At 24.1% G+C, this 14,014-nt stretch carries 12 protein-coding genes; 7 read left to right on the plus strand and 5 right to left on the minus strand.

What is annotated here, in order from left to right:
* The first annotated feature begins 14 nt into the window (after positions 1 to 14).
* On the plus strand, positions 15 to 1,097 hold the full coding sequence (locus tag BUA77_RS07585; protein ID WP_072888871.1) for a GerAB/ArcD/ProY family transporter: 1,083 nt from the start codon (positions 15 to 17) through the stop codon (positions 1,095 to 1,097).
* Positions 1,098 to 1,126: 29 nt separating this feature from the next.
* On the opposite strand, the gene BUA77_RS07590 is transcribed toward BUA77_RS07585, so the two are convergent.
* The gene (locus BUA77_RS07590; protein ID WP_072888873.1) at positions 1,127 to 1,921 is read right to left on the minus strand and encodes an ABC transporter permease; all 795 of its coding nucleotides are present in this window, start codon (positions 1,919 to 1,921) and stop codon (positions 1,127 to 1,129) included.
* A complete protein-coding gene (locus BUA77_RS07595) occupies positions 1,905 to 2,660 on the minus strand; it encodes an ABC transporter ATP-binding protein (protein ID WP_242939099.1) in 756 nt (251 codons plus the stop codon). Before BUA77_RS07595 ends, BUA77_RS07590 begins: the two co-directional genes overlap by 17 nt.
* Positions 2,661 to 2,815: 155 nt before the next feature.
* Here BUA77_RS07595 and BUA77_RS07600 point away from each other — a divergent pair, with 155 nt between their 5' ends.
* The 5 genes from BUA77_RS07600 (at position 2,816) to BUA77_RS07620 (ending at position 12,412) form a co-directional block, all read left to right on the plus strand.
* Positions 2,816 to 3,904 carry a Wadjet anti-phage system protein JetD domain-containing protein gene (locus BUA77_RS07600; RefSeq protein WP_084605617.1) on the plus strand — a complete coding sequence of 363 codons (1,089 nt, stop codon included), beginning with the start codon at positions 2,816 to 2,818 and terminating at the stop codon, positions 3,902 to 3,904.
* A complete protein-coding gene (locus tag BUA77_RS07605; protein ID WP_072888875.1) occupies positions 3,897 to 5,501 on the plus strand; it encodes a hypothetical protein in 1,605 nt (534 codons plus the stop codon). Before BUA77_RS07600 ends, BUA77_RS07605 begins: the two co-directional genes overlap by 8 nt.
* Before the next feature lie 9 nt (positions 5,502 to 5,510).
* Positions 5,511 to 6,230 carry a DUF6063 family protein gene (locus tag BUA77_RS07610; protein WP_072888877.1) on the plus strand — a complete coding sequence of 240 codons (720 nt, stop codon included), beginning with the start codon at positions 5,511 to 5,513 and terminating at the stop codon, positions 6,228 to 6,230.
* On the plus strand, positions 6,230 to 10,567 hold the full coding sequence (locus tag BUA77_RS07615) for a coiled-coil domain-containing protein (RefSeq protein WP_072888879.1): 4,338 nt from the start codon (positions 6,230 to 6,232) through the stop codon (positions 10,565 to 10,567). The genes BUA77_RS07610 and BUA77_RS07615 overlap by 1 nt, the downstream gene beginning before the upstream one ends.
* A gap of 285 nt (positions 10,568 to 10,852) precedes the next feature.
* Complete coding sequence (locus tag BUA77_RS07620) at positions 10,853 to 12,412, plus strand: GxxExxY protein (protein ID WP_072888881.1); 1,560 nt, start codon at positions 10,853 to 10,855, stop codon at positions 12,410 to 12,412.
* Between the two features lie 88 nt (positions 12,413 to 12,500).
* Here BUA77_RS07620 and BUA77_RS13835 read toward each other — a convergent pair whose 3' ends face one another.
* From BUA77_RS13835 to BUA77_RS14185, 3 genes are all read right to left on the minus strand, one after another.
* Entirely contained in the window at positions 12,501 to 12,641 is a 141-nt protein-coding gene (locus BUA77_RS13835) for a hypothetical protein (protein WP_159428966.1), read from the minus strand.
* 123 nt (positions 12,642 to 12,764) lie between these two features.
* On the minus strand, positions 12,765 to 13,181 hold the full coding sequence (tnpA, locus tag BUA77_RS07625) for an IS200/IS605 family transposase (protein WP_072888883.1): 417 nt from the start codon (positions 13,179 to 13,181) through the stop codon (positions 12,765 to 12,767).
* Entirely contained in the window at positions 13,138 to 13,296 is a 159-nt protein-coding gene (locus tag BUA77_RS14185; RefSeq protein WP_200773939.1) for a hypothetical protein, read from the minus strand. Before BUA77_RS14185 ends, tnpA begins: the two co-directional genes overlap by 44 nt.
* A 210-nt stretch (positions 13,297 to 13,506) precedes the next feature.
* Between BUA77_RS14185 and BUA77_RS07630 the strand changes: the two genes are divergently transcribed.
* The coding region (locus BUA77_RS07630) for an IS110 family transposase (protein ID WP_159428967.1) at positions 13,507 to 14,014 on the plus strand (508 nt) is incomplete at its 3' end.

Below are 14,014 nucleotides of genomic sequence, written 5' to 3' on the forward strand. Positions count from 1 at the left end.
TGGAGGAACAACTAATGAATAAAGAAGTTATTTCTGATAAGCAAGGGTTATTTATAATAATTATGTTTATATTAGGTAATTCTGCAATAATGATAGAAGGATTAGAAGCTAAACAAGATTTATGGATAGCAATAATTTTATCAATATTATTAGCATTACCAATTATATTAATAAGTGCTAGACTTCATCAAATTTTTTTGGAAAAAGATTTGTTCTATATTCTTGAAATTTGTTTTGGAAAGATTACTGGAAAATTTATAATTTTATTATATACTTGGTTTGTTTTTCATACAGAAGTATTGATTTTTAGGAATTATAGTCAATTTGTTAATGCGGTTGCATTAACTGAAACGCCTTTGATTTTACCCATTATAGCCATGGGGATTTTATGTGCTTGGATAGTAAAAGAAGGGATTGAAACATTAGGAAGAGTAGCAGAGTTTTTTAGTCGTATAGTTATTACATTTTTAATATTATCTATGTTAATGTTAATTCCTGTTATGAATATAGATAATATTTTTCCAGTTTTATTTAATGGAATAAAACCAATTATAAAAGGAGCTTTTTCAACTCTTTCTTTTCCATTTGCTCAGTTATTTATATTTACTATGATTTTTTCAAATATTATAAATAAATCACATTATAAAATTTATATAACAGGGTTAATTATAGGAGGAAGTATAATATTTTTAACTTCTACATCTATAATTTTAGTTTTAGGTGCAAATAAAGCTCAAAGTCTATACTTTCCTACTCGTAATGCTTTCTCAAAAATAAATATTGGAAATTTAATTGACAATTTAGAAATACTAATTGCTGTATTATTACCAGTAGGAACATTTATTAAAGGAAGTGTATATTTATTAGCTACATGTAAAGGAATTACAAGAATATTTGGATTTGATAATTATAGATTTATAGTAATACCTATGACGTTGCTTATAATAAATGTATCTTATTTTATACATAATAGTATAATAGATTTATTTGATTGGATGGGAGATATATGGCCATATTATACTTTTCCTTTTCAAGTGATTTTACCTATTATTATATGGATTTTTGCTGAAGTTAAAAAAAATAATCTTCTATCTTAAATTAAAAATTTAGGATAGAAGATTTAGCTTTATCTAGCTTTATATTTTTTCTCAATTATATTAACTATTTGATACATCAAAAGAGCACATAATGCAAGAACAAATACTCCCATCATTACTAAATCTAGTTTAAATACTTGACCTCCATAAACGATTAAATATCCAATTCCATATCTTGATACTAGAAATTCACCAACAATAACTCCAACCCAAGACATTCCTATATTTATTTTTATTATATTAATTATATTTCCTATATTAGAGGGAAGTATTAATTTCGTTAGTATTTGAAATTTATTAGCTCCAAAGCTTTTGAGCATTTTTATTTTTTCTTCCTCTACATTTATAAAGTAATTGTAAGCTGAAAGGATTGTAATAACTATAGAAATTGTTAGTGCGATAACTACTATTCCGGTAATCCCTGCTCCTGCCCATATTATAAGAATAGGTGCTAGTGCTGTTTTAGGAAGGGCATTTAAAACTACTAAAAATGGGTCTAATATTTTAGCTATAGTTTTATTCCACCAAAGAATAATTGCTATAATTAATCCTCCAACTGTTCCCAGTATAAATCCTAGAACTGTTTCATAAACTGATATTGCAATATGTTTAAATAATTCACCGTTTATAGAAAATTTTATAAATAGCTTAAATATATCTGATGGTTTACTCGTTAAGAATACATCTATTATTTTAAAATTAGCTGCAAGCTCCCATAAAATTATAAATAAAGCAAATATTAAGACTTGATACAAAATAATTTTTCTTTTTTCGTCTTTTATAGATTTTAAATATTTAATATATTCATTAGAGTAGTTTTTCATCTATATCAAGCTCCTTCCATATGGTATTGAAATAGTCTTTAAATTCAGGAGCTTCTCTTGAAGAAAGTGGAGTTTTTTCTCCTTTTACTGTAAGGCTTATGTCATGTATGTTTTTTATTGTAGCTGGTCTTTTAGATAATACTGCTATTTTGTCTGCCATGGATATAGCTTCTGCTATGTCATGTGTAACAATTATAGTAGTTTTATTTTCTTTTTTTATAATCTTGGTTATATCATCACAAACTAGAAGTCTTGTTTGATAATCAAGGGCTGAAAAAGCTTCATCTAAAAGTAAAATATCAGGGTTTATTGCAAGAGTTCTAATTAAAGCAACTCTTTGCCTCATCCCACCTGATAGCTCTCTAGGATAATTATTTCTAAATTCCCAAAGACCATAAAGTTTAAGAAGTCTTTCTATTTTTTCTAAAGCTTCATTAGTTAATTTTTTCTGAATTTCAAGTCCGATTTTAATGTTATTCATGATAGTTCGCCATTCTAGTAAATGGTCTCTTTGAAACATATATCCCATTTTACCATTTATAATAATGTCACCTTTAGTTGGTTTTATAAGTCCTGATAGTATATTCATAATAGTAGATTTACCACATCCAGATGGACCAACAAGTGCTAATATTTTACCTTCTTCTAAAGTTAAATTAATATCTCTTAAGACCTCAAGTTCTCCTTCTAAAGTATAGTAATTCATAGAAAGGTCTTTTATTTGAACAATAGGTTTCACATAGTCACCCCCAGAAGAAAAAATTTATGTCATATTATTTATAGTATTAAAATAGAGATAGTTTTGTACCAAAAGTATTAACTATTATCTATTAATAAAGTTAAGGAAAAATTATAGAAATCTTTTAGAACCAGAGTTTTTTAAAGGAAGTTTTTTTGTTTTTTTATATAAAGGATAAACTATATTATGATAAAATGAACTTAACAATTCTGGAGGTGATTGAAATAAAGAGTATTTATGATTTTAAAAAGAAAATTGTATCAGTAAATGAAATTCAAGAATACTTCAAAATAAGAGATTATATTCAGTTAGTAAACTTTATTAATAATTTGACAAATGAAGGGCAATTAAAAGAAATTAAAAGTAGTAAATTGAATGGAATGAATCCAGCTTTATTTAATAAGTACAGAATATTAACAAAAGCTGTAGATAATACAAAATATATAGATGAAATCAATTATAGTTTTTATTTTTCATTTAATAAAGATTATTATTTGAATAATATTGACAAATATAAAGAAGATAAAATTTATATAGAAAAACTAACTAGTTACTTTAGAAATTGTAGTGAAAGATTAGATATTACAATGTCTATCAATGAAAGAAGCTACGATATATGGCAGGAAGAAAAGTTTTTAAAGTATGAAGGTGGATTGAGAATTCTTAAAAATTTAGGAATAAATTTAGAAAGTATGAATATATATTCAACTCCAGAGCCATTCGTTTATTTTTCTAATAACAAATACGATAATCAAAATATTCTAATCATTGAAAATAAAGATACTTGGTATACTTTGAGAAAATTGATGTTAGAAGGTCAAAATACATTTTTAGGAGAGTCTTTTTCTACTATAATATATGGTCAAGGAAAATGTATTGAAAAATCATTAGAGGAGTACGAATTTACTGTTGAAAAATACTTGTTTAGTCCTAATAAATTAGTTTATTGGGGAGATATAGATTATGAAGGAATAGGAATATATGAAAGGTTGAAAGAAAAATATGAAAGTAAGTTTAAAATAAAGTTGTTTAGACAAGCATATAAAGAAATGATAAAAAAATCAAAAAAAGTAAATTTAAATACATCTAAGGATAAACAAAATAAAAATATAAAAGGAATTTTTTATGATGAATTAAAAGAAATTGAAGCTAATATAAAAAATATTTTAGAAAATGGTAAATACATACCTCAAGAAATATTAAATTACCAAATTTTAAGAATAGGAGAAAATAAAAGTGTATGATTTTTTAAATAATTTTCACAAGAGAATGGAAAAATTATCTTATTCATTTTTAATTGATAATAAAATATCTGTAACATCACAGCTTAAAAACTACGGATTTGATACTAATGAGCAGATAAATCTTGTTTATATTTTAATGTGTTTTGTGCTTGATAAATCATTAAAGGATGAAGAGTCTACATTAGATAATATGTCTTCTTATTTAGATAAAATAATTTTAAATTATTTTAATAAGTATATAAATGAGGAAGAAGTTAGAGAAATTACTAGGTTTATAATTTATAGGGTGCTTAGAAATGAAGGAAAGCCCTTTATTTTTAACACATTAAATTACTCAAATAATGAAAGTGTAACTTATGAATATCATCTTCTTCAGCAAAAGCCTTCAAAGGATAATAAAAATAAAAGCACATTTTATCTTACACAGGAAGGGTACAGATTATTATTAAGCTCACTAGAAATTGATGAAAAAATGCAAATTGATATAAATCAAATGATATTAGAGCTTAGTTTAAAAAGAAAAAACTTTTCTCAAGGATTAACTGCAATAGAAAATTTAAACAATCTCATTAGATCACAAATAAGTGTAATAAATAATTTTATATATAAAACAAGAGAAAATATATTTTCTATAAATCAAGAGGAGTTTCAAAATAATTTTTTAAAAAACATTGAAGTTTTAAAAGAGCAAAATGATAGATTTGAAGAATTAAAAAATATTGTAATATTAGAAGAAGAAAGATTAATGTCAAATGATAAAATTATAGATGAAAATTTAGAATCTTTAAGGCAGCTTGGAAGAATAAAGGAGCTTTTGATTTCAATAAGTCAAAAATCAGGTTATCTTATAAGTAAGCATTTTCAATTTAAGGATGAATACAAAAAAGCTTTAGAAGAAGCAAGTTATTATTATAGTAATAAGAGGATAAATATAAAGGAAGATATTTTAAAGCCTATAGAAGAAAATGCCATGGCTTTAGAAAATTTCTATAAACTAATTAATCCTTTTTTTGTACCTAAAATAAAAAAGAAATTTAATATAAATAAAATACTTGAAGAACAAAAGATATATACATCAGAAGATGAAGAAGATGAGGTTGAAATAGAGGAGATAAAAGAAGAACAAGAAATAATAAATAAACTTAGAAAAAGAAAAGAAGAATATAAGGGAATAATATCTTGTATTTTAGAATTTATTGTAAAACAAAAAAATACTACATTTAAAGAAATTATAGATTATTATTCTAGCAAAAATGATGAAGAATTTAAAAAATTAGTTCCAACAGTTAGAGAGCTTTCAGAGATAATAATTGAGTTTCTAAGAATTGGAGAAATAGATATAGAACAGATGATAAGTGAATATGAAGAAAGCTATATTAACGAGGAAATAGAGCTAGATCTTAGGCAAATGTTAGTTGATGAAATAAATGAAAAGTATAAATTTGCATTTTTAAAAAAATTAATATTTTTAAAAAGTGATGAAATAGATATAGTTGAGGTGAAAGAAAGAGTAGATATTGATAAAAATATAGAAAATTTTGAATTTGCAACAATAGAAACTATGAGATGTCCTAATTTTATAATGAAAGTGGAATAAGGAGGATTTATGTATTCATTAGATGAAATAAGAAATTCAATAAAAATATACAATTATCTTCAAGAACACGGAGAGTTGACAATAAATGATGATAAAGAATTATATGAAATGTATGCTGATGACAAGGTGAAAGATATATTAAGAGCATATGAGGATGAAGTAGGAGTTAAAATAAGAAAGTTTGACAATACCATATACTTAATACCTAATGTAGAAAATGAGTTTTTGGGATATAAAAGATCTGAACTGAAAAAAGCGATATTTGGAAGAACAGATATGAAAAATATAGATTTCTTTTTAGCTAGTTACATTATTATTTATTTAATAACAGAGTTTTACAGTGGAAAGGGCATGAATGCTCAAATAAGAGATATGATTGAAATTGGAGAAATAGATGAAAAGCTTACAGAAAGATTTGAACTATTATCAAATATAGAGGATAAATCATTAGATTATGAAACTAAACTTGCTATAAGTGATATTTCAAAGCATTGGTTTACGCTTTTAAATGAAGATAATATGACGAAGGTTAGAACTAGAAGATGGTATATATATCAAGTTTGCTCTTTTTTGAAAAAAGAAAAACTAATAAACATTCAGGATGAAACAGCTATACTTCCTACTAAAAAGTTTAATACTTTAGCTACAAATTACTTTTTAGATTATGAAAGAATAGAAGATATAAATAATATTATAAATCTAAAAACACAAGAAGAAGGTGAAATTTAATGCCTAAATTGAGCAAAACTAGAATAATAAATCTCAACTATAATGATGGAAAAAGAACTATATACAATGAATGCTTTGATTATGGAAGTGGAAAAGATACATTATTTTCAATGGAAAATGGAGTAGGAAAAACAGTATTAATACAATTTTTTATGCAACCTTTTTTGAAAAGAAAAAGAGATTTAGCAGGAAGAAAATTTGAAGATTATTTTACAAACAATACTCCAACCTACATAATGCATGAAATACTACTAGAAAATAAAGAAAAGTTTTTAGTTGGAATGATAATAAAAAGAAAAACAAAAGACGAAGAAGAAAAGAATAGTATAAGAATATTAGCTTTTACAAATAAATATAAAGAAACGGATTCTTTTGATATAGTAAATATCCCTTTTATAGAAGGAAAAACAATATTAAGATTTTCTCAGGCAGAAAAAAAGGTAAAAGACTATAGTAGAAGAAAAACTAATTTTAAAGTCTACAATTTTAATGATAACACGAAGAAAAATGAATACTTTAATGAACTGGAAATACATAAAATAAATCATAAAGAATGGGAAAGTATTATTAAAAAAATTAATAATGATGAATCTGGTCTTTCTAATCTTTTTGATAAATGTAAAACAGATGAAGCTCTTATAAGAACGGAAATTATTCCTTTAATTGAAAGTAAATTAAACAGTGAAATTAATCAAATAGAAGTTATAAGAGAAAATCTTGTAAAATACATAGAAAACTATAAAGGAAGTAAAGATGCAATAGCAAAGGTAAGATGTTTTGATGAATTTATAGAGGATTCAGTGAAAATAAAAGAAAAAATGGAAGAAGGAGCAAATATTGACAAGCAAGAAAACAATTTACTAAATAATTTATCAGCAAGATCAAATTTATTAGATGATTATATAAAAGCTAAAAATAAAGATAAAAAAGATTTTGAAAATTACATTTTAGAGTTAAAAGAAGATTTAAGAATTTTAAATTATGAAAAATTATCTTATGAATATCACAGTTTAGATAAAGATATAAAACAGTTAAATATTATTTTAGAAAGTATTCAAAAAAATATAAGTTTAAAAAATGATCAAAAAGAAATCTATGATAAAGAATTAAACATTCAAAAAGCAGCTGAAATATATGAAAAAATAAATGATTTAAATAAAAAGTTATCTAGTGTAGAAGAGAGATTAGCAAATTATGAGAAAGAGGACAGTGAAATAAGCAAAAATATAAAAAATTATAAATTTACTCTTAACGAATTATATGATAATAAAATAAAAGAAAAAGCTTCTTTATTAGAAGAATTAAAAACAAATATTGAAGATATAAAAAAACAAGTAAAAAATATGACTAATGAAAAAGTTACTATAAATAAAGAATTAATTAACATATCAGGTAATATTAATGCTAAAGAAAAATATATTAGTGATTTTGAAGATAAAGAGCAAAAACTTAAAAGTAAGTATAGTGATTTTAACATTCAAAGAAATGATATATCAAATGAATACAATAAAAATGAATTAGAAAAATACAAGAAAAATTTAGATAAAATAGAAAAAAACTTAGAAAAAGAAATAATTGAATTAAATAAAAATATAGAAAAAATTGATAAAAGCATAAATGAATCTATTATTAAACAAGAAGAAAGTATGGAGAAAATAAGCAAATACAAAGTCGAATTAAATCAAATTCAAAACGATTTAGAAATATTTAAAGAAGAGACAAGAAAAATAGAAAATATATTAGAAATAAAGCATTTTGAAAGAAATGTTAAAAAACATAAAACTTCTTGTCTAGATAAAATAATAGAGGATATAAATAATTTTGAATTAAACAAAGAAAAAATAATTAAAAAAAGAAATGAAATATATGATATTATACTAAAATACAAAACAGGATTAGTAAATCTTCCAAAAGAATTGGAAAAAGAGTTTGAATACAAGGATATAGAATTTGAATATGGACTTAGTTGGTTAAAAAAATATAAAGGAAGCTTTGAAGAAAAATGCAAAATAATAGATATAAATCCATTTTTACCATATTCTTTGGTTTTAAGTAAAAAGGATTATGAAGTATTAAAAATGCAGAATATAGAAGTATTTACTTCTCTTCCAATACCAATTATAGATAAAAACAAGCTACATGAAAAAAAAGAAATAAAAATTTTAAATAGCTTGTTGAGAATTGATAATCAAGACTTTATTCTTTCATTTAATAAGTTTTTAGTAGATGATGAAAAAAGAGAGAAGCTTATTTTAGAACAAGAAAATAAAATTAATATTTTAGACAAAAAAATAAACAAAATTAATCAAGCTATAGAAACAAATCAAGGATATAAATCTTTAATATTTAATTATTCTTTTAATGGAGATGAATATAAAGCTTTAAATAACGACATAGAGGTGCTAAAAAACAATATAGAAAAAACAAATATTGAATTAAAAGATTTAAAGAATTTAAAAGAACAATATATTAAAGAACTTAAAAATTTAAAGGATAATTTAAAATTAAGTTTAAAAGAGCTAGAAAGTTTAAAAACTAAAAAAAGAGAGTTTTTAGATTTTTTTAATGATTATCAATTATATATTGAGAATAAATGTGAACTCATAAAATTAGGTGAACAATTAAAAATAAACAATGAAAGACTTTTGAAAATAGAAAATGAAATACAAAATTTAAATGATTATGAAATAAATAAAAATATAGAGCTTAGAAATATTGAAAATGAAAAAAAATTGATAGAATATAAAAAATATGAACTAGGGGATATAAAGGAAGGGGAATTTATAAAAGAAAATATAAATTCTATAGAAGGAAAGCTTAAAGCTTGCCTAGAGAAATACGATGCTGATAAAAAAAGAGATTTAGAAGATAAAAAAATGTATCAAAATGATATAAAGGATAAAGAAAATAAATTAAATAAAATAGTAAAAAGTGCTAATTTAAGTGATGAATTTTGTAATGTCAGATACGATGAAGATATTGAAAATAGCTTAGAAGAAAAAATTAAATATATTGTTGAAGAAATAAATGAGTTAAAAGAAAATTATCAAAAAAATAGAGACCAAAAATTAATACTAGAAGGAGAACTAAATGCTAAAAGACGAGAATTAAATAAAGCTGGATACACAGAACCATTAGCATTAGAAGAAATTAAAGATATAAACTTCAAAGATAGAGAAAATAGATATAAAAAAGATTTAAAAGAATATAAAGAAATTTTACAGGAATATGATGCCAAAATTCTAAAATTACAAAGTATATTTTATAGAATAGAAAAATTCAAAAAATTAACATATGAAAATATAGATATGAAGCTTGATTTTGATGACATACAAACCTTTGAAAAACAAATAAATGATTTCTTAAATGAATATGAAACTATCAATAAAATATATGAAAAAATTGAAAGAGAAATTTCAAATCTTTTTGTGAGTAGCTATGAGAAATATAGAGATAAATATGATTTATTAAAAGATAGACTTTTTGATTTTACAAAAGAAACTAACAAAATCAGAGCAAAAGGTAAATTTGAATCTTTAGTAGAAGTAATAGAGAAAATGCGAGATACAGAAAGATTAAATCTTGAAAACATAAGAAATGAAGAAGATATGGTTATTAAACAGATTTTGAGATATTCAAAAAATATATATGATGAAATGAAAAAAATAGATAAAAAATCGTCAATAAAAATTCATGGAAAAATAAAAAAAATGTTAGAAATAGTTATACCAGAAGAAATTGAAGAAGATGGATTAAAAGATTTTATAAAGAAAATTGTAGATGAAGTAGTACAATTAGAGGGAAGTTATAAAGAAATTATAGATACTGAAATTAAAACAGATGTTTTATTAGGAAAGCTTATAGGAAATATAAATAGAATAAAAGTATTTATAAACAAAATAGAAAAAAGAGCATTAGTAAAGAAAAGATGGGGACAAGCTTTAAATCAAAATTCAGGTGGAGAAAAATTTGTATCCATGTTTATACTGCTCGCCAGCTTGATGTCATATATGAGAAGAAGAGAGTCTGAAATAGGAATAGTAGAGGATAGTAAAATTATTATTATGGACAATCCTTTTGCCAAAACTAATGCAGAACACTTACTAGAACCCATGTTTGATATTGCCAATAAATATGGAATTCAGCTAATATGTTTTTCTGGTATAGGAGGAAGCTCAGTATACAATAGATTTGATAGAATTTATGTAGCTAAGGTTATAACAGATAGGTTTAGAAATAAGGATAAAGTAGAATTTATTAAAGACATAGGAAAGGATTCTCTTGAAATAAGCAATTTAGAGTTCACAAAAGAGCAGATATCTTTAAGTATAGAATAAAATTATAGCCATCAATTCTAAGTGATATAGAAGGATTGATGGTTTTTTATTATCTTGTGTTGATTTAATAGAGATTTTTAAGAAAAAATATAAGTAGGTACTATATAAGTGGATAATGTAAGCATATTGAGATATACATGAGATAGATAGTGCTTTAATTGGTAGTATATATCAAGAATATAGGATTTAAAGTATTTATGCTAAAGATGGTATTTGATATAGTTTAGATTAATATTAGATGTGATATAATTATAGAAAAAAGCTAATTTTAATGGTGGTGATAATTTGAAAAAAGCATTTAATACAACAGGAACATGCATACCATCAATGCATTATATGGTAGATATAAAAGATAAGCTTGATAATATAGAAAATATGATAGATAAAGGTAACTATTTTTTAATAAATAGACCAAGACAATATGGAAAAACAACTACTATATACTTACTCAAAAATAAATTAAAATCAAAATATTTGGTATTAAGTTGTAGTTTTGAGGGGTTGGGAAGTGAAACCTTTAAAGATGAAAAAACATTTAGTAATAGAATTATAAAGCTAATGGCAAAATCAATTAAGTTAACAAATAAAGACATAGCAAGTAGACTTATGGAACTTTCTAAAGAAGTTAATGATTTAGCAGATTTATCCGATATGATAACGGATTTTATAGAAGAAGTAGACCAAGAGGTAGTACTATTTATAGATGAGGTAGATAAAGCGAGTAATAATCAAATGTTTTTAAATTTTTTAGGAGTGCTTAGAAGTAAGTTTTTATTAAGACAGCAAGAAGAGGATTATACATTCCATAGTGTTATACTTGCAGGAGTATATGACATAAAGAATCTTAAATTAAAGCTAAGACCAAATGAGGAGATTAAACTCAATAGTCCTTGGAATATAGCTGTTGATTTTAATTTAGATATGAGCTTTAATAAAAAAGAAATAGAGAGTATGCTAATTGAATATTGTAGAGAAAATAAGTTATCTATGGATACGGATACTTTATCTAAGGAGTTATACTATTATACTAATGGATATCCTTTTTTAGTCAGTAGATTGTGTCAAATAATTGATGAGAATATATTAGATAATACTAAAAGTGCTTGGGATGAATATGCTATTCAAAGAGCAGTAAAGTATATATTGAGAGAGAAAAATACTTTATTTGATGATTTGATAAAGAATTTAGAAAATAATAGTGAACTTTATAATTTAGTTAGAAAGATAGTTTTAGATGGATACAGAATAAGCTTTAATAGAGCAAATTCAATAATAGATTTAGGATTTGTTTGTGGGATTTTCACAGAAGAAGATTATGTTGTTAAGTTAGATAATAGGATATATGAGCAGTTTATATATGATTATCTAATATCTAAGATAGAGGTTAAATCTGAGCAGATGTCTATGTATAACTATAAGAATAACTTTATAGAAGGAAAAAAATTAAATTTAAATAAGGTAATTGAAAAATTTCAACAGTTTATGAAAGAGCAATATAGCTTTATAGATTCTAAATTCATAGAACGAGAAGGCCGGTTGCTATTTTTAGCATTTTTAAAACCTATAATAAATGGGGTTGGATTTGACTTTAAGGAAGTACAAGTAAGTCAAGAAAAAAGATTAGATGTAGTAATAACATACAATAAAGAAAAATATATAATAGAGTTGAAAATATGGCGTGGAGAAAAATACCATGAAGAAGGAATAAAACAATTAGTTGATTATTTGGATATACATGGATTAGATAAAGGTTATATGGTTGTATATAATTTCAATAAAAGTAAAGAATATAAGAAAGAAAATATAATAGTAGATGGGAAAGAGATATTTATTGTCTATGTATAGTGGTAAAATGTAGGGGTTATCTTATTGATAAACCTCTATTTTTTATTAAAAGTTAGTTTGCCATTTAGGATATATAGCCTCTGCTATGTCATGTGTAACAATATGGACCAACAAGTGCTAATATTTTACCTTCTTCTAAAGTTAAATTAATATCTCTTAAGACCTCAAGTTCTCCTTCTAAAGTATAGTAATTCATAGAAAGGTCTTTTATTTGAACAATAGGTTTCACATAGTCACCCCCAGGAGAAAAAATTTATGTCATATTATTTATAGAAATTGGCACAAGAAAACCTCCGTTGTTTATCTCGGAGGATGAATTGTGCCTTTAATTTTTAGGTTAAATGCCTAAAAATTAAACATTCTTTTGGTTTTGTATATACTTTTGAATTGTTTCAGAAGATACTGTTCCAGCAGTTCCTACATAATATCCCCTACTCCATAGACCACTACCCCAAAACTTAGACTTCTTTAGATTAGGAAAACCTTTAAATATTTCATTTGCAGAAATACTTTTGAGTTTTCTTACTATATCTACTGGTGCAACAGTTGGTGGAGCAGATATGAAAAGATGAACATGGTCAGGCATTATCTCTTGTTCTATGAGTTCGTAGCCATAGCAATAACATATTACTTTAAAACATTTTGATAACTCATATTCTAATTCATCTTTAAAAATATTATGACGATACTTAGGACAGAAAATAATATGATAATTAATGTTATATTTACTGTGAGTTATTATCTTGTTTTTTGTATTTTTCAATGACATACTTCATACCTTCTTCAATTAAGTCATTAGCATTTGTTTTTAATTTGATAGCCAATATTTTAATTTCAGTGTATAAATCTTCATCTAATGTAGTGTTAATATTCTTTCTTGCCATTTCTAAACACCTCCTAAACTAATTTTAGCACATAGTTGACTATGTATCAATGATATATTAAAATAAATATATGGATAACAATGCTAAAGGAGCATTCCTGTAATGAATAAATTTGAACTTTGATAAAAAAAGTACCTCCTGATAGAATACAGGGTGTAAGATTGCAACTTACCCCGAATTAAAATAAGACTATCAATGGAGGTACTACAAATGAATTATACACAAAATAAAAAGATTTCGCAAATAACAGAATCAACTTTAATTATCGGAATAGATATAGCTAAGCATTCACATGTTGCTAGAGCTCAAGATTTTAGAGGAATTGAATTAGATAAGTATATTGAAGTTTCAAATTCTATTGAAGCGTTTAATAAATTAATTAAATGGCTTGATCTAATATGCAAAAAGCACTCAAAAGATAATGTTGTAATCGGTATGGAACCAACAGGTCATTATTGGTTTACATTGGCTAATTATTTAAAAAGAGCTGATATTAAAGTCGTTATTGTTAATCCAATGCATGTAAAGAAGAGCAAAGAATTGGATGATAATAATCCAACTAAAAATGATATAAAAGATGCTAAAGTAATAGCTCAATTAGTTAAAGATGGACGATATGCTGTCCCTGTTATACCCGAAGGGGTCTTTGCTGAATTACGAAATGCAATGGATATAAAGTACGATTTAGATAAAAAGTTAAACTCAATAAAGAATAAAA

It is taken from the genome of Tepidibacter formicigenes DSM 15518, assembly GCF_900142235.1.
Taxonomy (GTDB): domain Bacteria; phylum Bacillota; class Clostridia; order Peptostreptococcales; family Peptostreptococcaceae; genus Tepidibacter; species Tepidibacter formicigenes.

What these genes read in the sequence shown, in the direction of transcription:
- BUA77_RS07610 (WP_072888877.1), top strand. Translation starts at nt 5,511, where the DNA reads ATGTATTCATTAGATGAAATAAGAAATTCAATAAAAATATACAATTAT.
- tnpA (WP_072888883.1), bottom strand. Translation starts at nt 13,181, where the DNA reads ATGTCATTGAAAAATACAAAAAACAAGATAATAACTCACAGTAAATAT.
- BUA77_RS07585 (WP_072888871.1), top strand. Translation starts at nt 15, where the DNA reads ATGAATAAAGAAGTTATTTCTGATAAGCAAGGGTTATTTATAATAATT.
- BUA77_RS07590 (WP_072888873.1), bottom strand. Translation starts at nt 1,921, where the DNA reads ATGAAAAACTACTCTAATGAATATATTAAATATTTAAAATCTATAAAA.
- BUA77_RS07615 (WP_072888879.1), top strand. Translation starts at nt 6,230, where the DNA reads ATGCCTAAATTGAGCAAAACTAGAATAATAAATCTCAACTATAATGAT.
- BUA77_RS14185 (WP_200773939.1), bottom strand. Translation starts at nt 13,296, where the DNA reads ATGGCAAGAAAGAATATTAACACTACATTAGATGAAGATTTATACACT.